The 23,468-nt window shown below is 42.4% G+C and carries 16 protein-coding genes; 12 read left to right on the top strand and 4 right to left on the bottom strand.

The genetic code is table 11. From position 1 onward, the window contains the following. Positions 1-35: 35 nt before the first annotated feature. The 3 genes from H8S51_RS17340 to H8S51_RS17330 all read right to left on the bottom strand — a co-directional run bounded on the left by H8S51_RS17340 (position 36) and on the right by H8S51_RS17330 (position 4,734). Complete coding sequence (locus H8S51_RS17340) at positions 36-1,358, bottom strand: glycoside hydrolase family 28 protein (RefSeq protein ID WP_186899242.1); 1,323 nt, start codon at positions 1,356-1,358, stop codon at positions 36-38. A gap of 126 nt (positions 1,359-1,484) precedes the next feature. Further along, positions 1,485-2,990, bottom strand: a complete 1,506-nt coding sequence (locus H8S51_RS17335; RefSeq protein WP_186899241.1) for a response regulator — start codon at positions 2,988-2,990, stop codon at positions 1,485-1,487. 1 nt (position 2,991) lies between these two features. Continuing rightward, positions 2,992-4,734 (bottom strand): sensor histidine kinase, encoded by a 1,743-nt coding sequence (locus H8S51_RS17330; RefSeq protein WP_186899240.1) that lies wholly within the window; start codon positions 4,732-4,734, stop codon positions 2,992-2,994. 198 nt (positions 4,735-4,932) lie between these two features. On the opposite strand from H8S51_RS17330, the gene H8S51_RS17325 reads away from it, so the two are divergent. Genes H8S51_RS17325 through H8S51_RS17315 form a run of 3 tightly spaced genes read left to right on the top strand, consistent with a single transcriptional unit; the run spans position 4,933 to position 8,075 of the window. Continuing rightward, on the top strand, positions 4,933-6,300 hold the full coding sequence (locus tag H8S51_RS17325; protein WP_186899239.1) for an ABC transporter substrate-binding protein: 1,368 nt from the start codon (positions 4,933-4,935) through the stop codon (positions 6,298-6,300). 18 nt (positions 6,301-6,318) lie between these two features. Next, entirely contained in the window at positions 6,319-7,212 is an 894-nt protein-coding gene (locus H8S51_RS17320; protein WP_186899238.1) for a carbohydrate ABC transporter permease, read from the top strand. Between the two features lie 32 nt (positions 7,213-7,244). Next, the gene (locus H8S51_RS17315) at positions 7,245-8,075 is read left to right on the top strand and encodes a carbohydrate ABC transporter permease (RefSeq protein ID WP_370775769.1); all 831 of its coding nucleotides are present in this window, start codon (positions 7,245-7,247) and stop codon (positions 8,073-8,075) included. A gap of 128 nt (positions 8,076-8,203) precedes the next feature. On the opposite strand, the gene H8S51_RS17310 is transcribed toward H8S51_RS17315, so the two are convergent. Then, complete coding sequence (locus H8S51_RS17310; protein ID WP_241070798.1) at positions 8,204-9,229, bottom strand: hypothetical protein; 1,026 nt, start codon at positions 9,227-9,229, stop codon at positions 8,204-8,206. A gap of 358 nt (positions 9,230-9,587) precedes the next feature. Here H8S51_RS17310 and nifS point away from each other — a divergent pair, with 358 nt between their 5' ends. The 9 genes from nifS (at position 9,588) to H8S51_RS17265 (ending at position 23,468) form a co-directional block, all read left to right on the top strand. Next, complete coding sequence (gene nifS / locus H8S51_RS17305; protein WP_186899236.1) at positions 9,588-10,772, top strand: cysteine desulfurase NifS; 1,185 nt, start codon at positions 9,588-9,590, stop codon at positions 10,770-10,772. Between the two features lie 130 nt (positions 10,773-10,902). Continuing rightward, on the top strand, positions 10,903-11,340 hold the full coding sequence (nifU, locus tag H8S51_RS17300) for a Fe-S cluster assembly scaffold protein NifU (protein WP_117922078.1): 438 nt from the start codon (positions 10,903-10,905) through the stop codon (positions 11,338-11,340). A 27-nt stretch (positions 11,341-11,367) separates the two neighbouring features. Then, positions 11,368-12,675: an O-acetylhomoserine aminocarboxypropyltransferase/cysteine synthase family protein gene (locus tag H8S51_RS17295; RefSeq protein ID WP_186899235.1), complete on the top strand. Its 1,308-nt coding sequence runs from the start codon at positions 11,368-11,370 to the stop codon at positions 12,673-12,675. A gap of 109 nt (positions 12,676-12,784) precedes the next feature. Next, positions 12,785-13,717 (top strand): cysteine synthase A, encoded by a 933-nt coding sequence (gene cysK / locus H8S51_RS17290; RefSeq protein ID WP_117922080.1) that lies wholly within the window; start codon positions 12,785-12,787, stop codon positions 13,715-13,717. 1,350 nt (positions 13,718-15,067) lie between these two features. Further along, the gene (lepB, locus tag H8S51_RS17285) at positions 15,068-15,652 is read left to right on the top strand and encodes a signal peptidase I (RefSeq protein WP_117920686.1); all 585 of its coding nucleotides are present in this window, start codon (positions 15,068-15,070) and stop codon (positions 15,650-15,652) included. A 60-nt stretch (positions 15,653-15,712) separates the two neighbouring features. Beyond that, positions 15,713-16,876, top strand: coding sequence for a cation diffusion facilitator family transporter (locus H8S51_RS17280; RefSeq protein WP_186899234.1), 1,164 nt, complete (start codon positions 15,713-15,715; stop codon positions 16,874-16,876). A 39-nt stretch (positions 16,877-16,915) separates the two neighbouring features. Beyond that, a complete protein-coding gene (locus tag H8S51_RS17275) occupies positions 16,916-17,968 on the top strand; it encodes a response regulator (protein WP_186899233.1) in 1,053 nt (350 codons plus the stop codon). 11 nt (positions 17,969-17,979) lie between these two features. Next, positions 17,980-20,796, top strand: a complete 2,817-nt coding sequence (locus H8S51_RS17270; protein ID WP_241070797.1) for a hybrid sensor histidine kinase/response regulator — start codon at positions 17,980-17,982, stop codon at positions 20,794-20,796. After that, positions 20,793-23,468: a DegV family protein gene (locus tag H8S51_RS17265; RefSeq protein ID WP_186899232.1), complete on the top strand. Its 2,676-nt coding sequence runs from the start codon at positions 20,793-20,795 to the stop codon at positions 23,466-23,468. The genes H8S51_RS17270 and H8S51_RS17265 overlap by 4 nt, the downstream gene beginning before the upstream one ends.

Here is a 23,468-nt window from a genome sequence, read left to right as displayed (position 1 = left end):
TGCGCAGCTCCTTTTTGCAGTTTATTGTAGTAAACTTATGAATCTGTTCTGACGGTATTTTCAAAGCAGATATCACGATCCACCCATTCCTGTATTTCTTTTTTTACAGTGACTTCAATATTTTGTGCTTTTACGTTTTTGGCATTTTTGACATAAACGCCATGAATCTTACATTCCTGAAAAGAGGGACCACTGCAGGGACGGAAATCATAGCCCTTGATAGGATATTTGGAATTCTTTTCAAGTGTCAGGCGGATATTTTCAAGTGTCAGATCCTCGATAGGAGAGGTGTCTTTTCCGGCAATATAGATACTGCCTTCTCCGGTACAGTACACATTGGTGATGGAAATTCCACGGATTTTGCCGGAAGGGACGTCGTCTTTGCGGTTGATGGAAGCGATATTAATAGGTTCTGCACAGCCCCACCAACATTCGGAGTAATTGTTTGTGTGGATGATGCAGTTTGAAATCAACACATTTTCAATATTACCCTGATCTCTGAGCTGGAAGGAGATACCGCGGTTGGTATCGTAGATACTGCAGCCCGTGATTATAATATCACGGAAATTATTGACACTTTCGGTACCGATCTTGATCGCTGCACTGGTAGAAGCCAGGGTGCAGTTACTGATTACGATATTTTCGCAGTCACCGTACTGGCTGTTTGCTTCGGTGGTCTTTAATACGATGCAGTCATCGGCTGCCTCAATATGACAGTTAGTAATACGGACATGTTTGCAGTGATCCGGGTCAATACCGTCACAGTTCGCCATCATGCGGTTGTTTAAGATGCGGACGCCGCTGATTTCCACTTCTTCGCAGCCCACCAGATGGGTTGTCCAGAAGCCGCTCTTTTGGATCGTTACATTCTGGATGGTCAGATGAGTGCAGTGCTCCATCAGAATCAGAGGGATACGGGGATAGAAAGCGCCGTCAATCTGGTCTTCACGGATCTCACCGTAGTAGATTTCCTCGGAACCATCAATGACACCGCCACCGCTGATGCGTACGCCGTCTGTATCTTTGGAGTAGATAAAGTATTGACGTGGTTTACCGTCGTAATCGCAATTTACAAAAGTGGGGACTTCTACCATGTGGTCGTGTCCATTTTTCGCCAGATCACTAATATAATTATAATCCTGTAAATCTTCGCTCGCTTTTAATGTTGCTCCGGTTTCCACGACCAGTTCCACATGACTCTTTAAAATAATAGATCCGGACAGGTAGATGTGTCCGCTATCCAGCACGACCAGTCCGCCGCCCTGTGCATGGCACAGATCAATCGCTTTTTGTATGATGGGAGCATCGTTGTTTTTTCCATCGCCGGCTGCACCCATTTCTATTATATGATAATTCATATCGGTAACCCCCTTAATGTGTTCTGAAATCTGTCTCTATTCTCCATTTTCAGAGGTTTTTTGTCAATGTGAAAAACCGAGTACGTCTGCCACATTTCCGACATGCTGTGGTTTCTGCAAAAAGGATCAATGTCCTAAGGAGGCAATATAGTCAGTAGGGGTGATGCCGGTCTGTTTTTTGAAGAGTTGGGAGAAATATTGCGGATTGTTTCCGCAGCCAACCTGTTCTGCAATATTTTTTACGGGTTCTTCCGGATTCTGTGCAATGAGTTGTTTTGCTCTGGCAATACGCATTGCAGTGAGATATTGTGAAAACTTCTGTCCGGTTTCTTTATAAAATTTTTTACTGACGTAATCCACATTCATGAACAGATAATTTTCCGCAATCTGTTTCAAGGTCAGGGAAGAATCCTCCAGATGTGTGTCGACATAGGAATAAATCTGGGAGATCATCGGGGAGATACTTGCCTCGGTTTCACGGATGCTGGATAACTCCATGAACTTGTTTACTACCATATCTTTTAGGCTGTCCAGATTTTCTTCGTTTTCCATCTGAGTGAGCCATTCTGCCAGACCTACCGGGGAAAGCATCTGGGAATTGGAAGACATTTTGAGAAACAAACTGCTTACAAGTTGTTTTAGAAAATCAATATTATCAATTCCACGCAGAATCTCAGCCACCTGGTCAGACTTTTCACTGTCTCCTCCGCGAAGCCGCTGATATAACTGCTGGATCTGAAAAATGACGCGGTCATAGTTGCAGATTGCTGTGACATGGAAATGATTGATATAATAAATCATGGGAAAACGCATGATACGGTCTGTGTTATCTGACAGCAGGATTTTTAGAGAGGGATAGTTGGTATCCTGAATTTCAAGGGATACCTTTTGCCCGCTTAAGTGTACGTTTTTCAGGAAATTATGTATGTTTTCACAAAATCCGGAACTATTCTGAAGGAAAAGCAGAAAAGTATTTTTTACATAGATTCCGTAAAAGATTACCTGGGACATCTCTTTTTCCACATAGACTTTTAACTGCTGCAGAAATTCTGGCAGGCTATCAAATTCCAGATAATACACATAAAATAGATGGTACCCTGTGGTATGAAAATCCACATATTGTTCATAGTGCAGGACGATTTCATCTAAGGACTGTTTTTCATTGAGGCAGTCGTTGATGACACTGGAAATGACATTGTGCAGCATGCCATCATAGAGGGTAAACTGTTTTTGCAGCATAGTACGTTCACGCATCATGCGGTCGTGGTCTTTTTTACATTCCAGCACACATTCTAAGATCTGTGTTTCATTGCATGGCTTTAGGAGATACTGCTTGACCCCGTAATGCATGGCTTCTTTGGCATATTCAAATTCACCGTAGCCGGATAAAATGATAAACTGAATCGGGATGTCTGTCTGGTGGACCTCACGGATCAGATCTAAACCACTCATGCCGGGCATGCGGATATCTGTAAGAACGATATCCGGGGATTCATCGAGGATCATGTCATAGGCTTCAATTCCGTTTTTACATAATCCGATCACTTCGATATCATATTTTTTCCAGTCAATAATTTTGGAAATCGTTTCTCTGATAATTCTTTCATCATCAGCAATCAGTAATTTTAACATTTTATTCGCCTTCTTTCTTTCGATAGGGCAGGGTTATGGTAGCAACGGCAAAATCATCTTCATTGGATAAGGTCAGACCGTATTCATCGCCAAACAACAGTTGGATCCGCTGGTCAATATTCAGGAGACCGATGCCAAATCCGTGAGGATTGCGGCTTTTATTGCGCAATTTTTCCAGAAGGTCATCTTCGAAATGGGAGCCCTCATTGCGTATCTGAATCACCATGATGTCATCTGTTACATTGACTTTCAGATAAATGTGGCAGACTTCGGTCATTTCCTCCATGCCATAGTGAATTGCATTTTCCACCAGGGGTTGTATGGTCAACGGAGGAATCATGCCTTCATGAAAGGCGTCCTCTGTGATTACCTGGAATTCCAGCCGTTCCTCAAAGCGGATTTTCTGGATCGTGATATAGGAATCTACCAGTTCCAGCTCGTAGGCAAGTGTTACCAGTGTCTCCTGGGCAGATAAGGATACACGCAGGAGATTTCCGAGAGATTCCACCATCTGGGAGATGACATCATTTCCCATAGCCTTTGCCCGCCAGTTGATCGTCTCCAGGGTGTTGTAGAGAAAATGTGGACTGATCTGGGAACGGAGCGCTTTTAGCTGGGCATCTTTGGTCAGAATCTCATTTACATAATTGACTTTTACCAGATTCTGGATACGCACTGCCATCAGACGGAATTGTCTGTGCAGGGATCCGACCTCAGTAGAGTAGCAGGTATTATCTTCCGCAGGAAGTTCCAGTTCATTTTGGGTAAACAGTTTCATTTTCTGGATCAGGGCGTCAAATTCGTTGATAATTGTGTGAATCAGCCGGTTTGACATATAGAACACCAATAGCATTCCAATGGCGAGAAGAAAGTAGGTCAGGCGTATGGAAGCTCCCAATGCATTGGCAACCTCATCGTAAGGTGCCAGAGTAACATAGCGGTATTCATAATCTGGCAGAGTGCCTCCTACGGCAAAATATTTGTGACCGCCATAGGAGACAATTTTGTAGGAATCCGTAAAATTCGAAATAAGTTCTCTGGCATCTGCATCAGAGAGACTTTTGGAGGCGTAGATCAGGCTTCCGGAATCACTGGCAATGATAAACTGCTGGTTCCTGTATTGGGAGACAAACTGGCTTGCATCGGATACAACCTGTTCGAGATCAACACCAATCACCAGATTACCCAGAGATTCCAGGGAGAGATTACTGATCTGTCTGACATTCCGGCTGAGCAGAATATAGGGCTGACGTTCTCCGTAGGTCCATGTAACAGAACCTTTTGCCTTGAAACCATTTTCCAAAGCGGCATCCAGTAAAAAGGACGGAGTCTTATTTAACAATGCCCAGTTTGTGCTGTTGGTATAAGTGTCACCATAGAGCACTGCATAGGAAATGCCATTAGTCCGAAACAGGGCAGAGTATTCGGTGAGGAGATTGTTGACTGTGCGATTGTATTCTGCCACGGCAATGGAGTCACTTTCAGGAGGCTGGCTGGCAAGTTCTTTCTGGATGACTGAGGAGGAAAGAATCAGAGAGGAAATGTATTCCGCATTTTCTAACTTCTGTGAGATCTGTTTGGAAGTGACGGACAGGCTGCTCGCCATAGACTCAAAAAGTAGTTTATTGTAAGCGTGGGTATAAAGATGATAGCCAAAAGCAGCACACAATAACATGGTAACGCTGTTGAACAAAGCAATGGTAAGTATTTTGTATTTTAGTGACCAGGATGCAAATTTTTTCATAGTTTTTTCCTTAATTTATATCTGAAAAATGCTTTTAAATACATTATACAAATTTAAAAAAAGAATGCAATTCAGTTGAAAAAGGATGTCGGTTTTTTAAACATACATGTCCGTTTTAACTATTAAACGGAGATAAAAGGTGCACTATAATAACACCATCAACAAAGTTCGGTTCACGAATCTAAGGAGGTTATAAGTATGAAAAAGAAATTAGTATGCATCCTTGCAGCAGTCATGGCAGTGACATCTTTTGCAGCATGTGGCAGCAATTCCGGCAATGCCGCTGGAGCTGATACAACCGGGGAAAACGATTCCCAGACTGTTCAGTCAAATGGCGGCAGCAGCGATTCTTCCAGCCTGGTAATGGCATGGTGGGGCAATCAGACCAGAAACGAGCGTACACAGAGTATTCTGGATATGTATGCAGAGGAAAATCCGGGAGTTACGATCGAAGGACAGTTTTCTGAATTTAATGACTACTGGAATAAACTTGCAACTGCAGCAGCAGGACACTCCATGCCGGATATCGTCCAGATGGATTATAAATATTTACAGCAGTATGTAAACAATGACCTGTTGGTAGATCTGACACCTTATATTGAAGACGGCACCATTGATGTCAGCAACTGCAATCAGGACGTACTGAATTCCGCACAGGCAGACGGTGGTCTGTATGCATTGTGTAACGGCATTAACGCTCCAGCGCTTCTCTATAATAAAACCTTACTGGATGAAAATGGCATTACGGTAAAAGATAACATGACTATGGATGAGTTTATTGCCCTGTCCAAGGAAATCCAGGAGAAGACCGGTTACAAGACGAATCTTTGCTACAACCAGAATGAGCAGTTCCTGGAATATTACCTGCGTGCAGATGATATTGTACTGTATCAGGATGGCAAACTGGGCGGCGATTCGGCAGATCCTTATATAAATTTCTTCAAGCTGTATGAAGATGGTATCAAAGATGGATGGGTAGTAGATCCTTCCGTATTTGCAGAGCGTACCATCGGTTCCGTAGAACAGGATCCTCTGGTATATGGTTCCAGTCCTGAGACAATGTCCTGGTGCTCATTCTCTTATTCGAACCAGTTGACTGCAATCGAAAATGCAGTTCCGGAAGGAACGGAGATCGGTATTACCACATGGCCTTCCAGTGATCCATCCAAATCGGATTACTTAAAACCAAGCCAGTTCTTTGCAATTTCTACCGATTCAAAAAATCCGGCAGAAGCAGCTAAGATCCTGAATTATATTACGAATTCCGTTGACTGCAACAATGTACTTCTTGCAGAAAGAGGTATTCCTCTGTCAAGTGATGTAGCAGAGGCAATTTCTCCAAATCTGGATGAGAGCAGCCAGAAAGTGATTGATTTTATTTACGATGTGGTAGAACCGAATTCCTCTCAGGTAAATCCGCCAAGTGCTGATGGTTCCAGTGAGGTAAATGATCTGATCAACAAGTTTGAAGAGCAGGTATGTTATGGGCAGATGTCTGCAGAAGATGCAGGTCAGCAGTTATTTGAACAGGGTAACGCCATCATGGCATCCAAGGCTTCTGAATAAGCAGAATAGAGGTTTTATATGAAAACGATTCGTAGACTGTTTAACAGTGAACATACAGCAGGAATTATGTTTACGCTTCCATTTACTTTGGGATTCCTCTTTTTTATGCTGGTTCCCATGGGGATTTCTCTTTATTATTCGTTCTGTGATTACGACATTTTGTCAGCACCAAAATTTACAGGACTTCAGAATTACATAACGATGTTTGGCGATGGTACCTTCTGGCAGACCATAAAAGTTACTTTTTTCTTTGCCTTTGTATCTGTTCCGTTAAAACTGGTATTTGCGTTGCTGGTAGCAATGCTGCTTTTAAAAAATTCCAGAATGTCCGGTTTTTACAGAGCTGTCTATTATCTGCCATCCATCATTGGCGGATCCGTAGCAGTGGCAATTCTGTGGAAGCGTATGTTTGCCATTGATGGTGTAGTCAACAAACTTCTGGCAGGCATTGGAATTGACAGCGGTATTTCCTGGCTGGGCAACACCAAGACAGCAATCTGGGTATTGATCCTGTTAGCTGTATGGCAGTTTGGTTCTTCCATGTTGATCTTTCTGTCTTCTTTAAAGCAGATTCCGGCATCTCTCTATGAGGCAGCCATGGTGGATGGGGCAAGTGGTGTGTATCAGTTTTTTAAGATCACACTGCCTCTGCTGACGCCGACAATCTTTTTTAACCTGGTAATGCAGATGATCAATGGATTCCTGGCATTTACCCAGTGTTACATTATTACACAGGGAAAACCTATGAACTCTACCCTGCTCTACACAGTTTATATGTATCAGCAGTCTTTCGAGTTCTATAATACAGGATATGGTGCAGCATTAGCATGGGTAATGCTCCTGCTGATCGGTCTGGTCACACTGTTTCTGTTTGCAACGAAGAAGTTCTGGGTATATGAAGGAGGAGTATAAACATGAAGATGGTAAGTACAGAGAAAAAACATATGGTGGGAACTATAATCTACCATGTAGTGATTTTACTGATTGGTCTGATCATGGTATACCCGCTGGTATGGATGGTTATGAGTTCTTTTAAAGAGACCAATACGATTTTTACCACAGCAGGATCCCTGCTCCCGGAACATTTTACACTGGATAACTATATTAACGGATGGAAGGGTTTTGCAAAGATCACATTTGCAACATTTTTCAAAAACTCTATTCTGATCTCCGTACTAGCAACTTTTGGAACAATTCTTTCTTCGGCAGTGGTAGCCTACGGTTTTGCAAGATTTAAATTCCGGGGCAGAGGGATCTTATTTGCGGCAATGCTTTTGTCCATGATGCTCCCAGCACAGGTACTGATGATACCTCAGTACCTGTGGTATCAGAAACTTGGCTGGGTAGGTTCTTATCTGCCCCTGATCATTCCGTATTTCTTTGCTACGCAGGGATTCTTTGTTTATCTTATGTCTAACTTCATCAGTGGCATTCCGGTGGAACTGGATGAAGCAGCAAAGATTGACGGCTGTTCCTACTGGGGAATTTTTATCAGGGTCATCGTTCCTTTGATTAAGCCGGCAGTAGTGACGGGATGTATTTTCTCCTTTATGTGGAGATGGGATGATTTCCTTTCAGCATTACTTTATGTTAATAAAACGGCAATGTATCCGGTGAGTCTGGCACTGAAACTGTTCTGTGATCCTGGATCTTCATCCGATTATGGTGCAATGTTTGCAATGGCAAGTTTGTCTATTCTTCCGTCCGTATTGATTTTTATTTTCTTCCAGAAATATCTGGTAGAAGGAATCAGTACTTCCGGATTGAAGGGCTGATTGATAAATTAAAAGATTTATATATAGGATGTAAGTGAGAGAAGCTGTGAGAGGCTTAAGAACAGGGGGCTGCCGCACTAGGTAATTAGTGTGCAGCCCCTTCTGGTATTATTCAAAAAAACTGGGGACTAGAACCCCAGTTTTTTTAATTCCTCCGAAAACTCTGCGCGCAGCAGCTTTCTGGAAAGCACAGCCGCATAAAATCCGTCGAGTGCCTGCTCATAAATATGCTGATACTGCACGAAGTGAAAACGGATGGTATCTTTCCAGTTGTCCGCAGTCACCAGACGGTCTTCTTCAAGGTGGTAATCAAAGAGGTTGCTGCGCAGTTCATAAAGTGCTGCGTAGTGGAAAGACTCCGACAACAGTGCAAGACAACTGTCGTGATCCGGCAGTCTGGTAAGTCCGAGTGCACCAAAACGTTTCTGTACGGCAAAGCGGGAAGCAGATCCGTTTAAAATTCCAGAAATTTCTGTTGCGAGGAGTGTTTCTAAGTCTGTTTTGTAATAGCCGAGTGTCGCGGCAACGAGTGTATTGGAAAGCTCTGCAAAAAACGGCTGAAGCAGACAGTTTTTTGTTTCAAAATATTCGTCCATGAAATCGTAAAGTGCCGTATCGTCACCGGTGAACTGGTAGCTGTCGTGGTAAGCTGCACCAAATTGTGGGAGCAGACTGCCAAGGGCAGATGGATATCTTGTCAGAGCAAGATACAAAACAGCGTAAAATTCGGCTCCATTGCCGATCAGTGCATCCAGGCGGATACCTGCATCATCTAATGATACGGAGCCAAGCACCGGATATTTTGTTAAGATCAGGTCATCTATGATGGCAAGTTCATCGCCTAAAGCAAATTCGTCAAAGGCATTTTCTAAAATGCTGATCGCAGTATATAAGAAAAATACGTCAAAGCTGTCCTCTTTTAGTACCGGGCAGAAATAAGGATCTAAATCCAGATAATCATCGATCAGGGAAAAATCGAGAGTTTCGTCCGTTGGAAACAGCGTATCTTTTAAATAAGCTGCGAGTGTATCATCTTCTTCTCCGGCAAAAGATAAAAAACGATACACAGTATAAGTTAAAATACGCTTTACCCCGTACTCCGGGTGCGCGTGCATATAATCCGGGATCAGTTCCGGTGAAAATAGCTGGTTCATAAAAATCCTCATTTCCTGCACCATTTTGTGCATCAAATAAATTCTGTTTGCAAAACCTTTCCTGAGTAAAATTATCTATTAAAATATAAAGATACCTGTTGCACTCAGCGCTTTATTATAGCATTATATAGGAAGGTTGTCACTCGCTTTAGTGGAAACTGATTGTTCTTGTTTTTGCACAAAAAAATACAATTCCTATCTTGACAATAGGAATTGATGATGTATAATACTTATATCATATCAACAAACTAGGAAATAAAACAGAATGGTGATGGATACACACAGAATATACGGACTTTCTGCTAGTATGAGCAGCGTATAAAATGGATAAGATAAGGACAAAGAAAGGAACGATATCATGGCAAAATTAATTTATTTAGATAATGCAGCAACCACACAGGTATATCCGGAAGTATTAGATGCAATGCTCCCATATTTTACAGAGCATTATGGCAACCCTTCCGCTATTTATTCTTTCGCAGGAGAGAGCAAAAAAGCAGTTGATGAGGCAAGAGCAAATGTTGCAGATCTGATCAATGCAAGACCGGAGGATATCTACTTTACCGGCGGCGGCAGTGAGTCAGACAACTGGGCATTAAAGGCAACTGCAGAGACATATGAGTCAAAAGGAAAACACATCATCACAAGCAAGATCGAGCATCATGCGATCCTTCATACCTGCGCATACTTAGAGCAGAAAGGTTATGAAGTAACTTATCTGGATGTCGATGAAGACGGAAAGATCAGCCTTGAGGAATTAGAGAAAGCGATCCGCCCGGATACGATCCTGATATCCATTATGTCAGCAAATAATGAGATTGGAACAATCCAGCCGATCAAAGAGATCGGAAAGATCGCACATGATCATGGTGTATTATTCCACACAGATGCAGTTCAGGCATTCGGACATATTCCGATCGACGTGGAAGAGATGAACATTGATATGTTAAGTGCAAGTGGTCATAAGATCAACGGACCAAAGGGTATCGGTGTGATGTATATCCGCAAAGGTGTTAAGATCCGTTCCTTTATCCACGGCGGTGCACAGGAGAGAAAACGTCGTGCCGGTACACATAATGTTCCGGGTATCGTTGGAATCGGTACAGCTGCAAAACTTGCAAAAGAAAATATGGAAGAACGCAGTGCAAAAGAGATCGCATTAAGAGATCATCTGATCGAGCGTATATTAAAAGAAATTCCTTATACCAGATTAAACGGACACCGTACAGACCGTCTGCCGAACAATGCAAACTTCTGCTTCCGTTTCATCGAGGGAGAGTCCATGCTGATTCTCTTAGACCAGGCAGGAATCTGTGGTTCCAGTGGTTCTGCATGTACTTCGGGATCATTAGATCCATCCCATGTACTTCTTGCAATCGGTCTGCCGCATGAGATCGCACATGGTTCCCTGCGTCTGACTTTATCCGAGAAGAACACGATGGAAGAGATCGACTACACAGTAGATGAGTTAAAGAAGATCATTGAGCGTTTGCGCGGCATGTCCCCATTATATGAGGATTTTGTAAAAGAACAGAATAAATAAAATCAGAGCAGATCTGTAAGAGTAAAAAATTTAAATTTGCAAAATGAAAACAAATTGCAAGAGCAAAAAAATTAGATTTGTAAAATGAAAACAAATTGAGCGTAGAGAGATAAAGAAGGAGAAATCAGATATGTACAGTGAGAAAGTAATGGATCATTTTAATCATCCGAGAAATGTTGGAGAGATGGAGAATCCAAGCGGTGTTGGTACCGTTGGTAATGCAAAATGCGGAGATATCATGCGAATGTATCTTGATATTGATGATAATGGAATCATTAAAGAAGCAAAATTTAAAACTTTCGGATGCGGCGCAGCCGTTGCAACCAGCAGCATGGCAACTGAGCTTGTAAAAGGAAAAACAATCCAGGAAGCACTTGAAGTTACCAACAAAGCAGTTATGGAAGCATTAGACGGACTTCCACCAGTAAAAGTACACTGTTCCCTGCTTGCAGAGGAAGCGATCCATGCAGCACTCTGGGATTATGCAGAGAAGAATGGTATTAAGATTGAAGGCTTAGAGCGTCCGGTAAATGATATCAGTGAAAAAGAAGAGGAAGAAGAATACTAATTATATTAAATGAAGGAAAAGTGATCTATGGGAAAAAAACATTTGAGCGAAAGAAATCTGGGTTTTGAAACATTACAGTTACATGTAGGACAGGAGGAAGCAGATCCGGTTACTGATGCAAGAGCAGTACCGATCTATGCGACATCTTCTTATGTATTCCATAACAGCCAGCATGCTGCAGACCGTTTTGGCTTAAAAGATGCAGGTAATATCTATGGAAGACTTACCAATCCGACCGAGGATGTATTTGAAAAGAGAATCGCAGCATTAGAGGGTGGTGTTGCAGCACTTGCAGTAGCATCCGGTGCAGCAGCGATCACATATACGATCGAGAACCTTGCACATGCCGGTGATCATATCGTTGCAGCAAACAATATTTACGGTGGTTCTTACAACCTGTTAGAGCATACACTGCCGGATTACGGAATCACAACAACATTCGTTGATCCGCTTGATGTTTCAAACTTTGAAAAAGCGATTCAGGACAATACAAAAGCACTTTACATAGAAACATTCGGAAATCCAAACTCAGATGTCAGCGACATTGAGGCAATCGCAAAGATCGCCCATGCACATAAAATACCACTTGTTGTGGACAATACATTTGCAACCCCGTATCTGCTTCGTCCGATCGAATACGGTGCAGACATCGTTGTTCATTCTGCAACAAAATTCATCGGTGGTCATGGAACTGCAATCGGTGGTGTTATTGTAGACAGCGGAAAGTTTGACTGGGAGGCATCCGGCAAGTTCCCTGCTATCACGGAACCAAATCCGAGCTACCATGGAATTAGCTTTTCACAGGCAGCAGGACCGGCAGCATTCGTTACAAGAATCCGTGCGATCTTACTTCGTGATACCGGAGCAACGATCTCGCCATTCCATGCATTTATGTTTTTACAGGGACTTGAGACACTGTCCTTGCGTGTAGAACGTCATGTCGAAAATGCATTAAAGGTTGTAGAGTATTTAAACAATCATCCGCAGGTGGAGAAGGTACATCACCCGTCCGTTACACAGGATAAAGAGCAGCAGGAGCTGTACAAAAAATACTTCCCGAACGGTGGCGGTTCTATCTTTACCTTTGAAATCAAAGGGGATGAGCAGACGGCAAAAGATTTTATTGATAATCTTGAGATCTTTTCCTTACTTGCAAACGTGGCAGATGTAAAATCACTTGTCATTCATCCGGCTTCTACCACACATGCACAGTTAAATGAGGCAGAACTGGCAGAGCAGGGAATTTGCCCGAACACGATCCGCCTTTCCATCGGAACAGAGAATATCAAGGATATTATTGAAGACCTTGATGAGGCATTTAAGGCAATAAAGTAACAAGTAGTTTTTATCAGCCGGAGTTTTAAAGTATCTATTGTAAATTTCGGAAACAGCAGCATTCAAATAACAGATTCGTGCAAAACAGCACAGAAAAGGAGACATTATTATGGCAAACGTATACCAGAGTGCAACAGATTTAATTGGAAAAACACCTTTATTAGAAGTAACAAAATTAGAGAAAAACAAAGGACTTGAGGCAAAAGTTCTTGTAAAACTTGAGTATTTTAATACATCAGGAAGTGTCAAAGACCGTGCTGCATATTACATGGTAAAAGATGCAGAGGAGAAAGGACTTTTAAAAGAAGGTTCTGTTATCATTGAGCCAACATCCGGAAATACAGGAATCGGTCTTGCTTCTATCGCAGCAGCAAAAGGATACCGCATCATTTTAACAATGCCTGAGACCATGAGCGTTGAGCGCCGCAACATATTAAAAGCATACGGTGCAGAGATCGTTTTAACAGAGGGTGCAAAGGGAATGAAAGGTGCGATCGCAAAAGCAGAAGAACTTGCAAAAGAGATTCCTGGAAGTTTTATCCCATCCCAGTTTACAAACCCGGCAAACGTACAGGCTCACTTTGAGACAACAGGACCGGAGATCTGGGCAGATACAGACGGTAAAGTAGATATATTCGTTGCAGGTGTTGGTACCGGTGGAACAGTTACCGGTGTTGGTCAGTACTTAAAATCCCAGAATAAAGATGTAAAGGTTGTAGCAGTTGAGCCTGAGACATCTCCGGTTCTTTCCAAAGGAACTGCAGGCCCTCATAAGATTCAGGGAATCGGTGCAGGATTTGTTCCGGAAGTATTAGATACCAAAATTTATGATGAGGTATTCCCGGTAGCAAACGAAGATGCATTTGCAACCGGAAAAGAACTTGCAAAAGCAGAGGGTGTATTAGTCGGAATTTCTTCCGGCGCAGCATTATATGCAGCGATCGAGCTTGCAAAACGCCCGGAAAACAAAGGAAAAACAATCGTTGCCCTTCTTCCGGACAGTGGTGACCGCTACTACTCTACAGCATTATTTGCTGACTAAGCCGATTTTATCAATTGTCAGTCAGAGAATTAAGATTTGCTGTTTAAGTTCAATCATAATAAAAGCTGTCAGATGACAAATGGCAGCCTGCAATAGAATCATAGACAAAAAGCCACACTGCTGATTTTATGTTAACTTAGTGACATTGAACCGGCAGTGTGGCTTTTTTTGGATATATGTTTTAGAAAAAGCCGGACAAATGCTGGTTTGCGGGTGACATGAGTTTCCTCGTGTAGGGTGGTTCCGGGGGGTTTTTGATTGGCAAATTGCATCAAGCCGGGACTGTTTTGTTCCGTTGTCCGAAAATAAGAAAGTCTAAGTATGCCTGAGTTAGGTTGTGGCTGAGTGACGTGTGCGTCTTAAATGTGCCATCCGGGCACATTAAGACTTGTGCTGCCGTCCGTGGCAGCACAACACTGTATTTCGGGCAGGCATACTAAGACTTTCTAATTTTCTCCCAAAGTCACAAAACGAATCCTGGTTTGATGCGATTTGCCAGCCGCAAGGCTGTGAACCACCCTTTGCCGGGGAACTCATTTTACAACACTGGGCGGTGCGTAAATTTTTAGTGTCTTATGTCTGAATCTGCTTAAACAACATTTTCAAATAACTATGTTTAATAGATTATTATTGGTTTGATAATGCTGAAAAAACTTCAATGTATCCCGTTATGCCCATGTTTATTGCCATACACATTTGAAAAATATTCTGTGTTATTTGGTCTGGCAATTTACCAAGTAATCCGTATTATGCAATGTAGCAGATAAAAATTCTAGCAATTCATTAGGATAAATATTAATGATACAGCACATTAGCATTTTAAGCATATTTTCATTCAAGCGAATATCAAAAGGTCCACACCAACGCCCCAATTCTGAGATGAACCGCCCGCCCAAATGGTGTTCACAACCCGACGATTGGCATTTTGCGCAAAGCCGAAGTAATTTTGTGACTTTGGGAGAAAATTAGAAAATCTTAGTGTGTCTGTAGATACACAGTGATGTTCTGCCACGGATGGCAGAACAAGGCAGCATCGAGTCATGGATGACTCGTTGTTGCCGGTCACGTCACTCCGAGAAAATCTAACCCAGACACACTTAGACTTTTCTTATTTTCGTACAACGGAACCAAAATTAACTCCGGCTTTGCGCAAGATGCCATTCACAAACCTGCGACTCACCATTTGGACGGGCGACTCATGTCACCCACAAACCAGCATTTGGCGAGCAGCTCATCAGATGATTTCAGAAAAGAAGGTTTTTATTTTAATGTAAATGTGCTAAAATGATGTTTAATACAAAATATTTTGCTGCATAAAGAAAGCATTTATGGCATAAAGTGAGGACACAGATGGAAACAAAAAGACAGGATAACGAGACAAATATAGAGGAAAAACAGAAAAGTTCGGGTGCAGCACGGGAAATCCTAAGCTGGGTTCTGACTTTCGCATTAGCAATCGGAGCGGCATTTCTGATCAAAAATTATCTGATCATCAATGCGGATGTGCCGACAGGATCAATGGAAAATACGATCATGCCGGGAGACCGTCTGATCGGAAACCGTCTGGCATTTTTAAAGAGCACACCGGAGCGGGGGGATGTTGTGATCTTCCATTATCCGGATGACGAGGAAGAACTTTATGTAAAAAGGGTCATTGGACTGCCGGGAGAGGAAGTCCGCATCGAGGACGGAAAGATTTATATTGATGGAGATGAGACACCGCTTGAGGAAGATTATTTAAAAGAAGAATGGACAGTGGCGACGGGACCATATTTATTTGAAGTGCCGGATGACTGCTATCTGGTTCTTGGAGATAACCGTAATGATTCTTGGGATGCGCGTTACTGGGATAATAAATATGTAAGCATTGATAAGATACTCGGTAAGGGTGAAGTCATTTACTGGCCGCTGCAGGATATCAGAAAAATTAAGTAGAAAATTTATAAAAAAGAGTTTGACAGACAGAAGGTAAACATCAGGTGCAGGGGGGCAGACATGATAACATTTCTTTCAAAGTTTTTTATCAGGGAAAAAGAGGATAAAGCGAAAATCAGGCAGGAGTACGGAATGCTTTGTGGTATGGTGGGGATTTTTTTAAACATCCTGCTTTTCTGTGGTAAATTTTTGGCAGGGACGATCAGCCGCTCGATCGCTGTAACTGCAGATGCATTTAACAACCTGTCTGATGCAGGATCTTCGGCAGTCACACTGATCGGATTTAAGTTAGCCGGGGCAAAACCGGACCCGGAGCATCCGTTCGGACATGGACGGATTGAATATGTGTCGGGACTGGTCGTTGCGGCAGCTATCCTTCTGATGGCATATGAGCTGATCCGTGATTCGCTGGTAAAGATCATTCATCCGGAAGAAACCGAGTTTTCCGTAATGGTGGTTGTGATCCTTATTGTTTCGATTCTCGTAAAATTGTATATGTATCTTTATAACAGCGGGGTGGCAAAAAAGATTGATTCTGCGGCAATGAAGGCAACAGCAACCGACAGCCTGAGTGATACCTGTGCAACGGCAGTGGTACTTGCAGCAACTTTGATCGGACATTTTACAGGGCTTTATGTGGACGGCTATTGTGGTGTGCTGGTGGGTGTATTTATCTTGTGTGCAGGCATTGGTGCAGCAAAAGATACGTTAAATCCACTTTTGGGACAGCCGCCGGAAGAGGAATTTGTACAGAAAATTGATCAGATCGTAATGGCACATGAGGAGATATGCGGGATTCATGATCTGATCGTGCATGATTATGGTCCTGGAAGACAGATGGTGTCGCTGCATGCGGAAGTTCCGGCAGAGGGAAATATCTTAGAGATACATGATATTATTGATAATGTTGAAAATGAATTAAAAGAAAAGTTAGGCTGTGATGCGACGATACATATGGATCCGATCGTGACATCAGATGAACATGTCAGTGAGATGAAAGCTGCAGTGACATCCATTATCAAGGGAATCGATGAGCAGATCAATATGCATGATTTCCGTGTTGTGACGGGGCTTACACATACGAATATTATTTTTGATGTTCTGATACCATATAAATTTCATATACAGGATGACGAGCTGGTTGCACGCATTACATCACAGGTGAGAGATCGTCTTGGAAATAACTGTTATGTCATTATAAAAGTCGATCATTCTTATGTATAAAAGAGCAGGGTAATTCAGGTTTTTACAAAGGAGAAGCGTATGCAGACACAAAACAGGGAACTGATCCTTTTGGTAGATGATGATCCGGGTAATCTGAAAAGAGCACAGACAATTCTTGGGGAAGAATTTCGAATTTCTGCGACTACATCCGGGAAAATGGCATTATCACTTCTTTCAAAAGTGACGCCGGATCTGATCCTTCTGGATGTAAATATGCCGGAAATGAACGGATTTGAAACACTGACAAAGATTCGCGAACTTGAAAATGGAGCTGCGATACCGGTTGTGTTTCTGACCGGTGATAATGATGCGGAGACAGAGACAAAATGTTTTGAAGCAGGGGCGATGGATTTTGTCGGAAAACCATTCGTCTCACAGGTATTAGTAAGCCGTGTGAAACGGATTCTGGAGAATAAACAGTATCAGAATCATTTAGAAGATATGGTTGCATCACAGGTTGCCCAGATCACGCGCATGCAGGATGAGGTGATCACCGGTATCGCAAACCTGATCGAAAGCCGTGACAACAGCACAGGACTTCATGTAAAAAATACGCAGAACTATGTGCGGATTCTGACGAGGGCGCTGCGTGAGCGGGGACTTTATGCAGATATACTTGATTATAATTATGAACTCAATACGGTAAAAGCATCGGTACTTCATGACATTGGAAAAATTAAGACGCCGGATGCAATCCTTTTAAAACCGGGAAGACTTACTGACGAGGAGTTTGCTGTCATGAAAAGGCATACCGTAGATGGCTGTGAGATCATTGACGGGATCATAGGAACTGTGGAACATGAGGAATATGTGGATATTGCCAGAAAAATAGCAAGACACCATCACGAAAGATGGGATGGTACAGGATATCCGGATGGATTAGCCGGGGAGGAGATTCCGTTATGTGCAAGGATCATGGCGCTTGCAGATGTTTTTGATGCACTTTATCAGGAACGGTGTTACAAAAAAGCAATCCGTCCCGCATCGAAAGTATTTGAAATAATAAAGGAAAACAGCGGTTCCCAGTTTGATCCGAACCTTGCAGAAATTTTTTGTGAATTACAGCAGAAAATTACGGATGTCAGTGAATGAGGGGAAACGTTATGAAAAGAGAAATCAGGAAAGACAGAGCGGGACTGATCCCGTACATACTTTATACCATATATACGGTTTATATGGTAATGGCAGCAGTTTACTTAAAATGGCCTAGCTGGGTAGCTGCAGTGGTAGTCTGCGGACTTTTGGCAAGCATCGGGCTTCGGATTCTGTTAGGACGATCCGCAAAACTGGCAAAATTATTTTGTTCGGTAATGATCTGGATGAACATTATTTTATATACAGTTTTTACGGATGGATCGTCTCTTACCATGGCAACGGTTGCGGCAAGTGTCGTGATGTTGTCTCTTTTTGATCTGATCGAGATTAATTATATTTCGTTGGCAGCAACGCTTCTTTTGTTTGGTCTTGATACATTCCTGTTAGATAAAGTTAATTATGATAATCCGGTACGGGAAATGGAATTTTTTATGCAGTTTCTTGCGATCATCATCCTCGAACTCATGGAAAATAAACAGTTAAAGAACCGTATACAGCATGAAATCGAACTTGACGAGGCAATGCGTGAACTTGAAGAAGCGGAACATGCAAAAGATGATTTTATGGCAAATATTTCACATGAGATCCGCACACCGTTAAATTCGATCATCGGAATCGGCTCAGAGTTACTGGATGCGAAAGTGGATGATACGACCAAAGAGCAGTTATATGATATTACGGTCGCAGGCAGGAATCTGATGTCCTTAGTGTCTGATATTCTGGATTTCTCAGAACTTGAAAATGATACAATGGAGCTTGTGGAGGAGCCTTATAATATCACATCTGTGATCAATGATGTGGTAAATATGGCACATGTGTGGAATAAAGAAAAGAATCTTGAGATCATTGTGGATTGCGAGGCAGATATCCCGAATAATCTGCTTGGGGACAGTCAGAAGATCTACCGTATTATTTTAAATCTGATTAACAATGCGATCAAGTTTACGGATGCCGGAGGTGTCATTTTGTTTGTTGGCGCCCGCAAGGAACCATATGGTATCAATCTCATGGTGAAGGTAAAAGACACCGGAATCGGCATGAGTGAGAAAAATATAGATGCACTGGAAAATACATACAATCAGGTAGATACAACACGCGACAGACGAGCCGGAGGTGTTGGTTTAGGACTTGCGATCTCACGCAAAATGATCGCAAAGATGAATGGACATATGCATATCGAGAGTGTTCCTGATGTGGGGACAACCGTTTCCATTATCATACCGCAGAGAGTACTGACGGATATGCCGCTTGTATCTGTACGTGATGCAGGGGATAAAAAGATCGTTTTTTATATGAATCTCGAAAGATATCGCTTTGGGCAGCTTCGTGACGGTTATCTTGAATGTATACAGAGGATGATCGATCAGCTTCATGTAGATGCTGTGCGCTGCTCTACGATGCATGAGTTAAAGAACCGTATCGAACATGAAACATTTCAGTTCCTGTTTGTTGCGGATGTGGAATATTTTGAGGAACAGAGTTACTTTGACAGCCTGACCGACAAAATGAAAGTAGTTGTCATGGCAAACAGGGATTGTGATCTGCAGAAAGTCGGATCAGAAGTACAGCTTATTTACCGCCCAATCCATGTGTTCTCAATTGCCACTGTTTTAAATGGCGAAAAACTTCAGCAGGATGCTTATGATGAAAGGTGGCACCATGACAGATTCCGCATAAAGGGAGCAAAAATTCTCGCTGTGGATGACAGTGCCATGAATTTAAAAGTTGTTTCAAGCCTGCTTAGCCATTATGGAATTACGATCGATACGGCACTAAGCGGCAAAGAAGCCATAGAGAAAATAAGTGACAGAAGCTATGATCTTGTGTTTATGGATCACATGATGCCGGAAATGGATGGTGTGGAATGTATGCACAGGATTCATGAACTGCCGGGATTCAGGGAGAGAAAGATACCGGTCATAGCACTGACTGCCAATGCGATAGGCGGAGCCAGAGAGATGCTGATAAGAGAAGGATTTGATGATTTTGTTGCGAAACCGATTGAAAAGTCAGCAATGGAACGTGTCCTCCGCAAATATTTAAGTGCATTTATTGAAAAAGATACAGGGGAAGCAGAGAAAAATAAAACGGAAGTGACTGAGAAAATATCTGGTCAGTCCAAAGAGGAACAGAGTAGAAGTAGTGAAGTATCCGGCGAGTCAGAAGAAAGACAGAATGGAAGCAGTGAAGTATCCGGTGAGTCAGAAGAAAGACAGAATGGAAGCAAGGAAGTATCCAGCGGGTTATCAGAAGAAGAGAATTTTGAGGTGGCAGGTATTGATCATAAGTTAGGACTTTCCTATTTTGACGATAATGAAGCGGATTATATGGAGATCGTACAGTGTTTTTATGAACAGGGAAGAAGCCAGATCCAGACACTGCAGGAGTTGTATGATAAAAAAGACTGGGAAAATTATAAGATCAACATACATTCTCTGAAAGGACAGAGCCTGACGATCGGCGCAAAAGATCTTTCTGCAAAAGCAAAGAGAATGCAGGAAGCATGTGAGCATAAAAATGAAAATTATATCATACAAAACCATGTGGAGCTGATAGCAGATTATTGTGCGATTCTCGATGGACTGTCAAAATATGTAACGGCAGAGGGAGAAGAACAGACCTTGCTACAGAAATTAGCGGCTGCGATCGATAATTTTGATCAGGAGGAGGCAATACAACTGCTGGAAAACGTAAAAAATGAAGCAGGCAGTTCACTGACGGATTCGGATGCACAGATCATCACTGATATGACAGAACAGATCGGATTGTTTGATTTTTTCAGTGCGGCAGAAACATTAAAAAAATGGGGAGGTGACGTGCAATGAATAAGTTAAGTGACAGAATTATCCGGGTACTGATCCGGAAAGATGTTTCCATTCATGCACAGTTATTCCGGTTTATGTCACTGCTTGGAACGATTGCAATGGCAGTAGGCGGAGTTTATACGCTTGCCGAAGGGATGGAAATAAAAAATGTTATTGCATTGTTTGCCGGGGCATTTTTTATGGGAGTGCTTTTCTGGGCGGGAAAGAAATTTAAGCAATATGATATCTGTTCCTTTATTCTGATGCTGGGACTGAATGGGATTTTCCTGCCGGTTACATTTATGCGTTCCGGGGGTTTAAAAAGCGGTATGCCGCTCTGGTTTGTACTCGGTTTTATCTCACTCTTTTTTCTGCTCCGCGGAAAAGGACTTATTGCGGGAACAGTCATAACGATCATTGCAGATGCGGTCTGTTTTTATATAGCGATGGTTTATCCGGAGAAAATTGTTTATATGGAATCAGAATCTGTGGTTAACGTCGACATTATTGTAAGTACTGTTATAACTGTTTTTCTGACCTGTGCATTTATGTTTATTCAGATCACACTCTATGAGTATCAGCGAAAAGAAAATGAAAAACAGCAGGCAAAGCTAGTTGCTGCAATGAATACACAGAGCCGTTTTCTTGCCAATATGAGTCATGAGATCCGTACGCCGATCAATACGATCATAGGGTTAAATGAAATGACACTGCGGGAGGAGAATCTGTCGGACGATATTATTGAAAATGCCAATAATATCCAGAGCGCAAGTAAGATGCTGCTATCCCTGATCAATGATATTTTAGACCTGTCGAAGATCGAGGCTGGAAAAATGGAGGTTGTTCCGGCACGTTATGAGACAGGTAAGCTTTTCAGTGAGATCGTAAATACGACCTGGATACGTGCACATGAGAAAAATCTGGAGTTTTGTGTCAACGTATCCGAAAAACTGCCGTCAATGTTATACGGCGATGAAATGAGGATCAAACAGGTTCTGACGAATATTTTAAGTAATGCGATCAAGTACACGCAAAAAGGATCTGTTACGTTGTTTGTGGAAGGGGAGCAGACAGGGACGGATGAAATCCTTTTAAAAATGTCCGTGATCGATACCGGTATGGGAATCCGGCAGGATGATATGAAATATCTGTTTGACAGTTTTAAACGGGTCAATGAGGGCAATACGAAAGGAATCGAAGGAACAGGACTTGGACTTTCCATCTGCAGCCAGCTCGTAAATCTGATGGGCGGTCAGATCACGGTTGACAGTATTTATCAGAAGGGTTCCACTTTTACGATCACGATTCCACAGAAGATCGTGAATGCTGCACCGCTTGGAAATCTCAACTACAACAGTTCATCGAGACATCAGAGGTCTTCCTACAAAAAGAGTTTTGAAGCTCCGGAAGCAAAAGTACTTGTTGTGGACGATAATGATATGAATCTGCTTGTTGCCAAAAAGCTGCTCCGGGAGACAAAAGTCCAGCTTTCCTTAGCACACAGCGGAATGGAATGCTTAAAGCTGACGGCGAAAAATAATTATGATGTGATCTTTATGGATCATATGATGCCGGAAATGGATGGAGAAAAAACCATGGATCTGGTACGCAATCAGGAAGGCGGATTCTGCCGGAAAACACCGATTATCGCCCTGACGGCAAATGCAATGTCAGGAGCGGAAGAGAAGTATCGTAAAATGGGATTTTCCGATTATCTTGCGAAACCGATCAATGGCATTCTTTTTGAGGCAATGCTGCTTCGTTATCTGCCGAAGGAGCGTATTGAATATATGGTTGCTCCGGATGAGATCAGTGAAATGGACGGATTCCGTATTTTAGGGCAGAAGAAAAAACAGAAACTGATCATCAGTACAGATAATGTGGTAGATCTGCCGAATGATGTGGTAAGGCAGCTTGGAATACCGATGATGCATTATTTTGTAAACACGGAATACGGTCATTTTGAGGATATGGTGGAAATCCATTCGGACAGCCTGCTTTCTTATATTGAAAAAGATCAGTATGCAAAATCAGAAGCACCGACAGTCGGGGAGTATGAGACATTTTTTGGAAATCTGCTTGAGGAGGCAGAGCAGGTGCTTCACATCTGTATTGCTTCCGGATCGGGAAAGGGATTTGAGAATGCAGGAAAGGCAGCAGCCGGATTTTCCCATGTGCAGGTCTATGATTCGGGACATTTATCCAGTGGCACAGGACTGATGGTAATGCAGGCGGCAAACATGTCATTGAAAAACAGGGATATGGATGAGATAATACAGAAGTTAGATGAGATGCAGAAAAAAGTGCAGACAAGTTTTATACTTGACAGTTCTAAGCAGCTTTACCGCAGCGGGCTCTTAAATAAGCAGGTTTGGAAACTGACAGAGATGCTGCAGTGTCATCCGGTTTTGTCACTGCACAAAAAGAAAATAGTGCCGTCCGCGATCTTTTTTGGTGATACGGAGAATGTTTATAAAAAATATATTCGTGCGCAGATGGCGCGGTTTGCCTCCATTGATCAGAGAGTTTTGTTTATAACGTCTGCAGGGTGTTCAAAAGAGACGAAAGACATGATCTTAGAGGAAGTGCAAAAATATAAGCAATTCGATCAGGTATACATGCAGGAGGCATCGGCGGCAATCACGAGTAACTGCGGAGCGGGGTGTTTTGGACTTATTTATATGTTAGAGTAA

The organism is Roseburia rectibacter (assembly GCF_014287515.2).
In the GTDB taxonomy this organism is placed as follows: domain Bacteria; phylum Bacillota; class Clostridia; order Lachnospirales; family Lachnospiraceae; genus Roseburia; species Roseburia rectibacter.
The sequence above is the reverse complement of the archived record's forward strand: the minus strand, read 5'-3'. Positions and strand labels throughout refer to the sequence as shown.

Coding starts and splice junctions, on each gene's coding strand:
- H8S51_RS17275 (WP_186899233.1), top strand. CDS start 16,916: ATGCAGACACAAAACAGGGAACTGATCCTTTTGGTAGATGATGATCCG.
- H8S51_RS17325 (WP_186899239.1), top strand. CDS start 4,933: ATGAAAAAGAAATTAGTATGCATCCTTGCAGCAGTCATGGCAGTGACA.
- lepB (WP_117920686.1), top strand. CDS start 15,068: ATGGAAACAAAAAGACAGGATAACGAGACAAATATAGAGGAAAAACAG.
- H8S51_RS17270 (WP_241070797.1), top strand. CDS start 17,980: ATGAAAAGAGAAATCAGGAAAGACAGAGCGGGACTGATCCCGTACATA.
- nifS (WP_186899236.1), top strand. CDS start 9,588: ATGGCAAAATTAATTTATTTAGATAATGCAGCAACCACACAGGTATAT.
- cysK (WP_117922080.1), top strand. CDS start 12,785: ATGGCAAACGTATACCAGAGTGCAACAGATTTAATTGGAAAAACACCT.
- nifU (WP_117922078.1), top strand. CDS start 10,903: ATGTACAGTGAGAAAGTAATGGATCATTTTAATCATCCGAGAAATGTT.
- H8S51_RS17335 (WP_186899241.1), bottom strand. CDS start 2,990: ATGTTAAAATTACTGATTGCTGATGATGAAAGAATTATCAGAGAAACG.
- H8S51_RS17315 (WP_370775769.1), top strand. CDS start 7,245: ATGGTGGGAACTATAATCTACCATGTAGTGATTTTACTGATTGGTCTG.
- H8S51_RS17295 (WP_186899235.1), top strand. CDS start 11,368: ATGGGAAAAAAACATTTGAGCGAAAGAAATCTGGGTTTTGAAACATTA.
- H8S51_RS17310 (WP_241070798.1), bottom strand. CDS start 9,229: ATGAACCAGCTATTTTCACCGGAACTGATCCCGGATTATATGCACGCG.
- H8S51_RS17320 (WP_186899238.1), top strand. CDS start 6,319: ATGAAAACGATTCGTAGACTGTTTAACAGTGAACATACAGCAGGAATT.
- H8S51_RS17280 (WP_186899234.1), top strand. CDS start 15,713: ATGATAACATTTCTTTCAAAGTTTTTTATCAGGGAAAAAGAGGATAAA.
- H8S51_RS17330 (WP_186899240.1), bottom strand. CDS start 4,734: ATGAAAAAATTTGCATCCTGGTCACTAAAATACAAAATACTTACCATT.
- H8S51_RS17340 (WP_186899242.1), bottom strand. CDS start 1,358: ATGAATTATCATATAATAGAAATGGGTGCAGCCGGCGATGGAAAAAAC.
- H8S51_RS17265 (WP_186899232.1), top strand. CDS start 20,793: ATGAATAAGTTAAGTGACAGAATTATCCGGGTACTGATCCGGAAAGAT.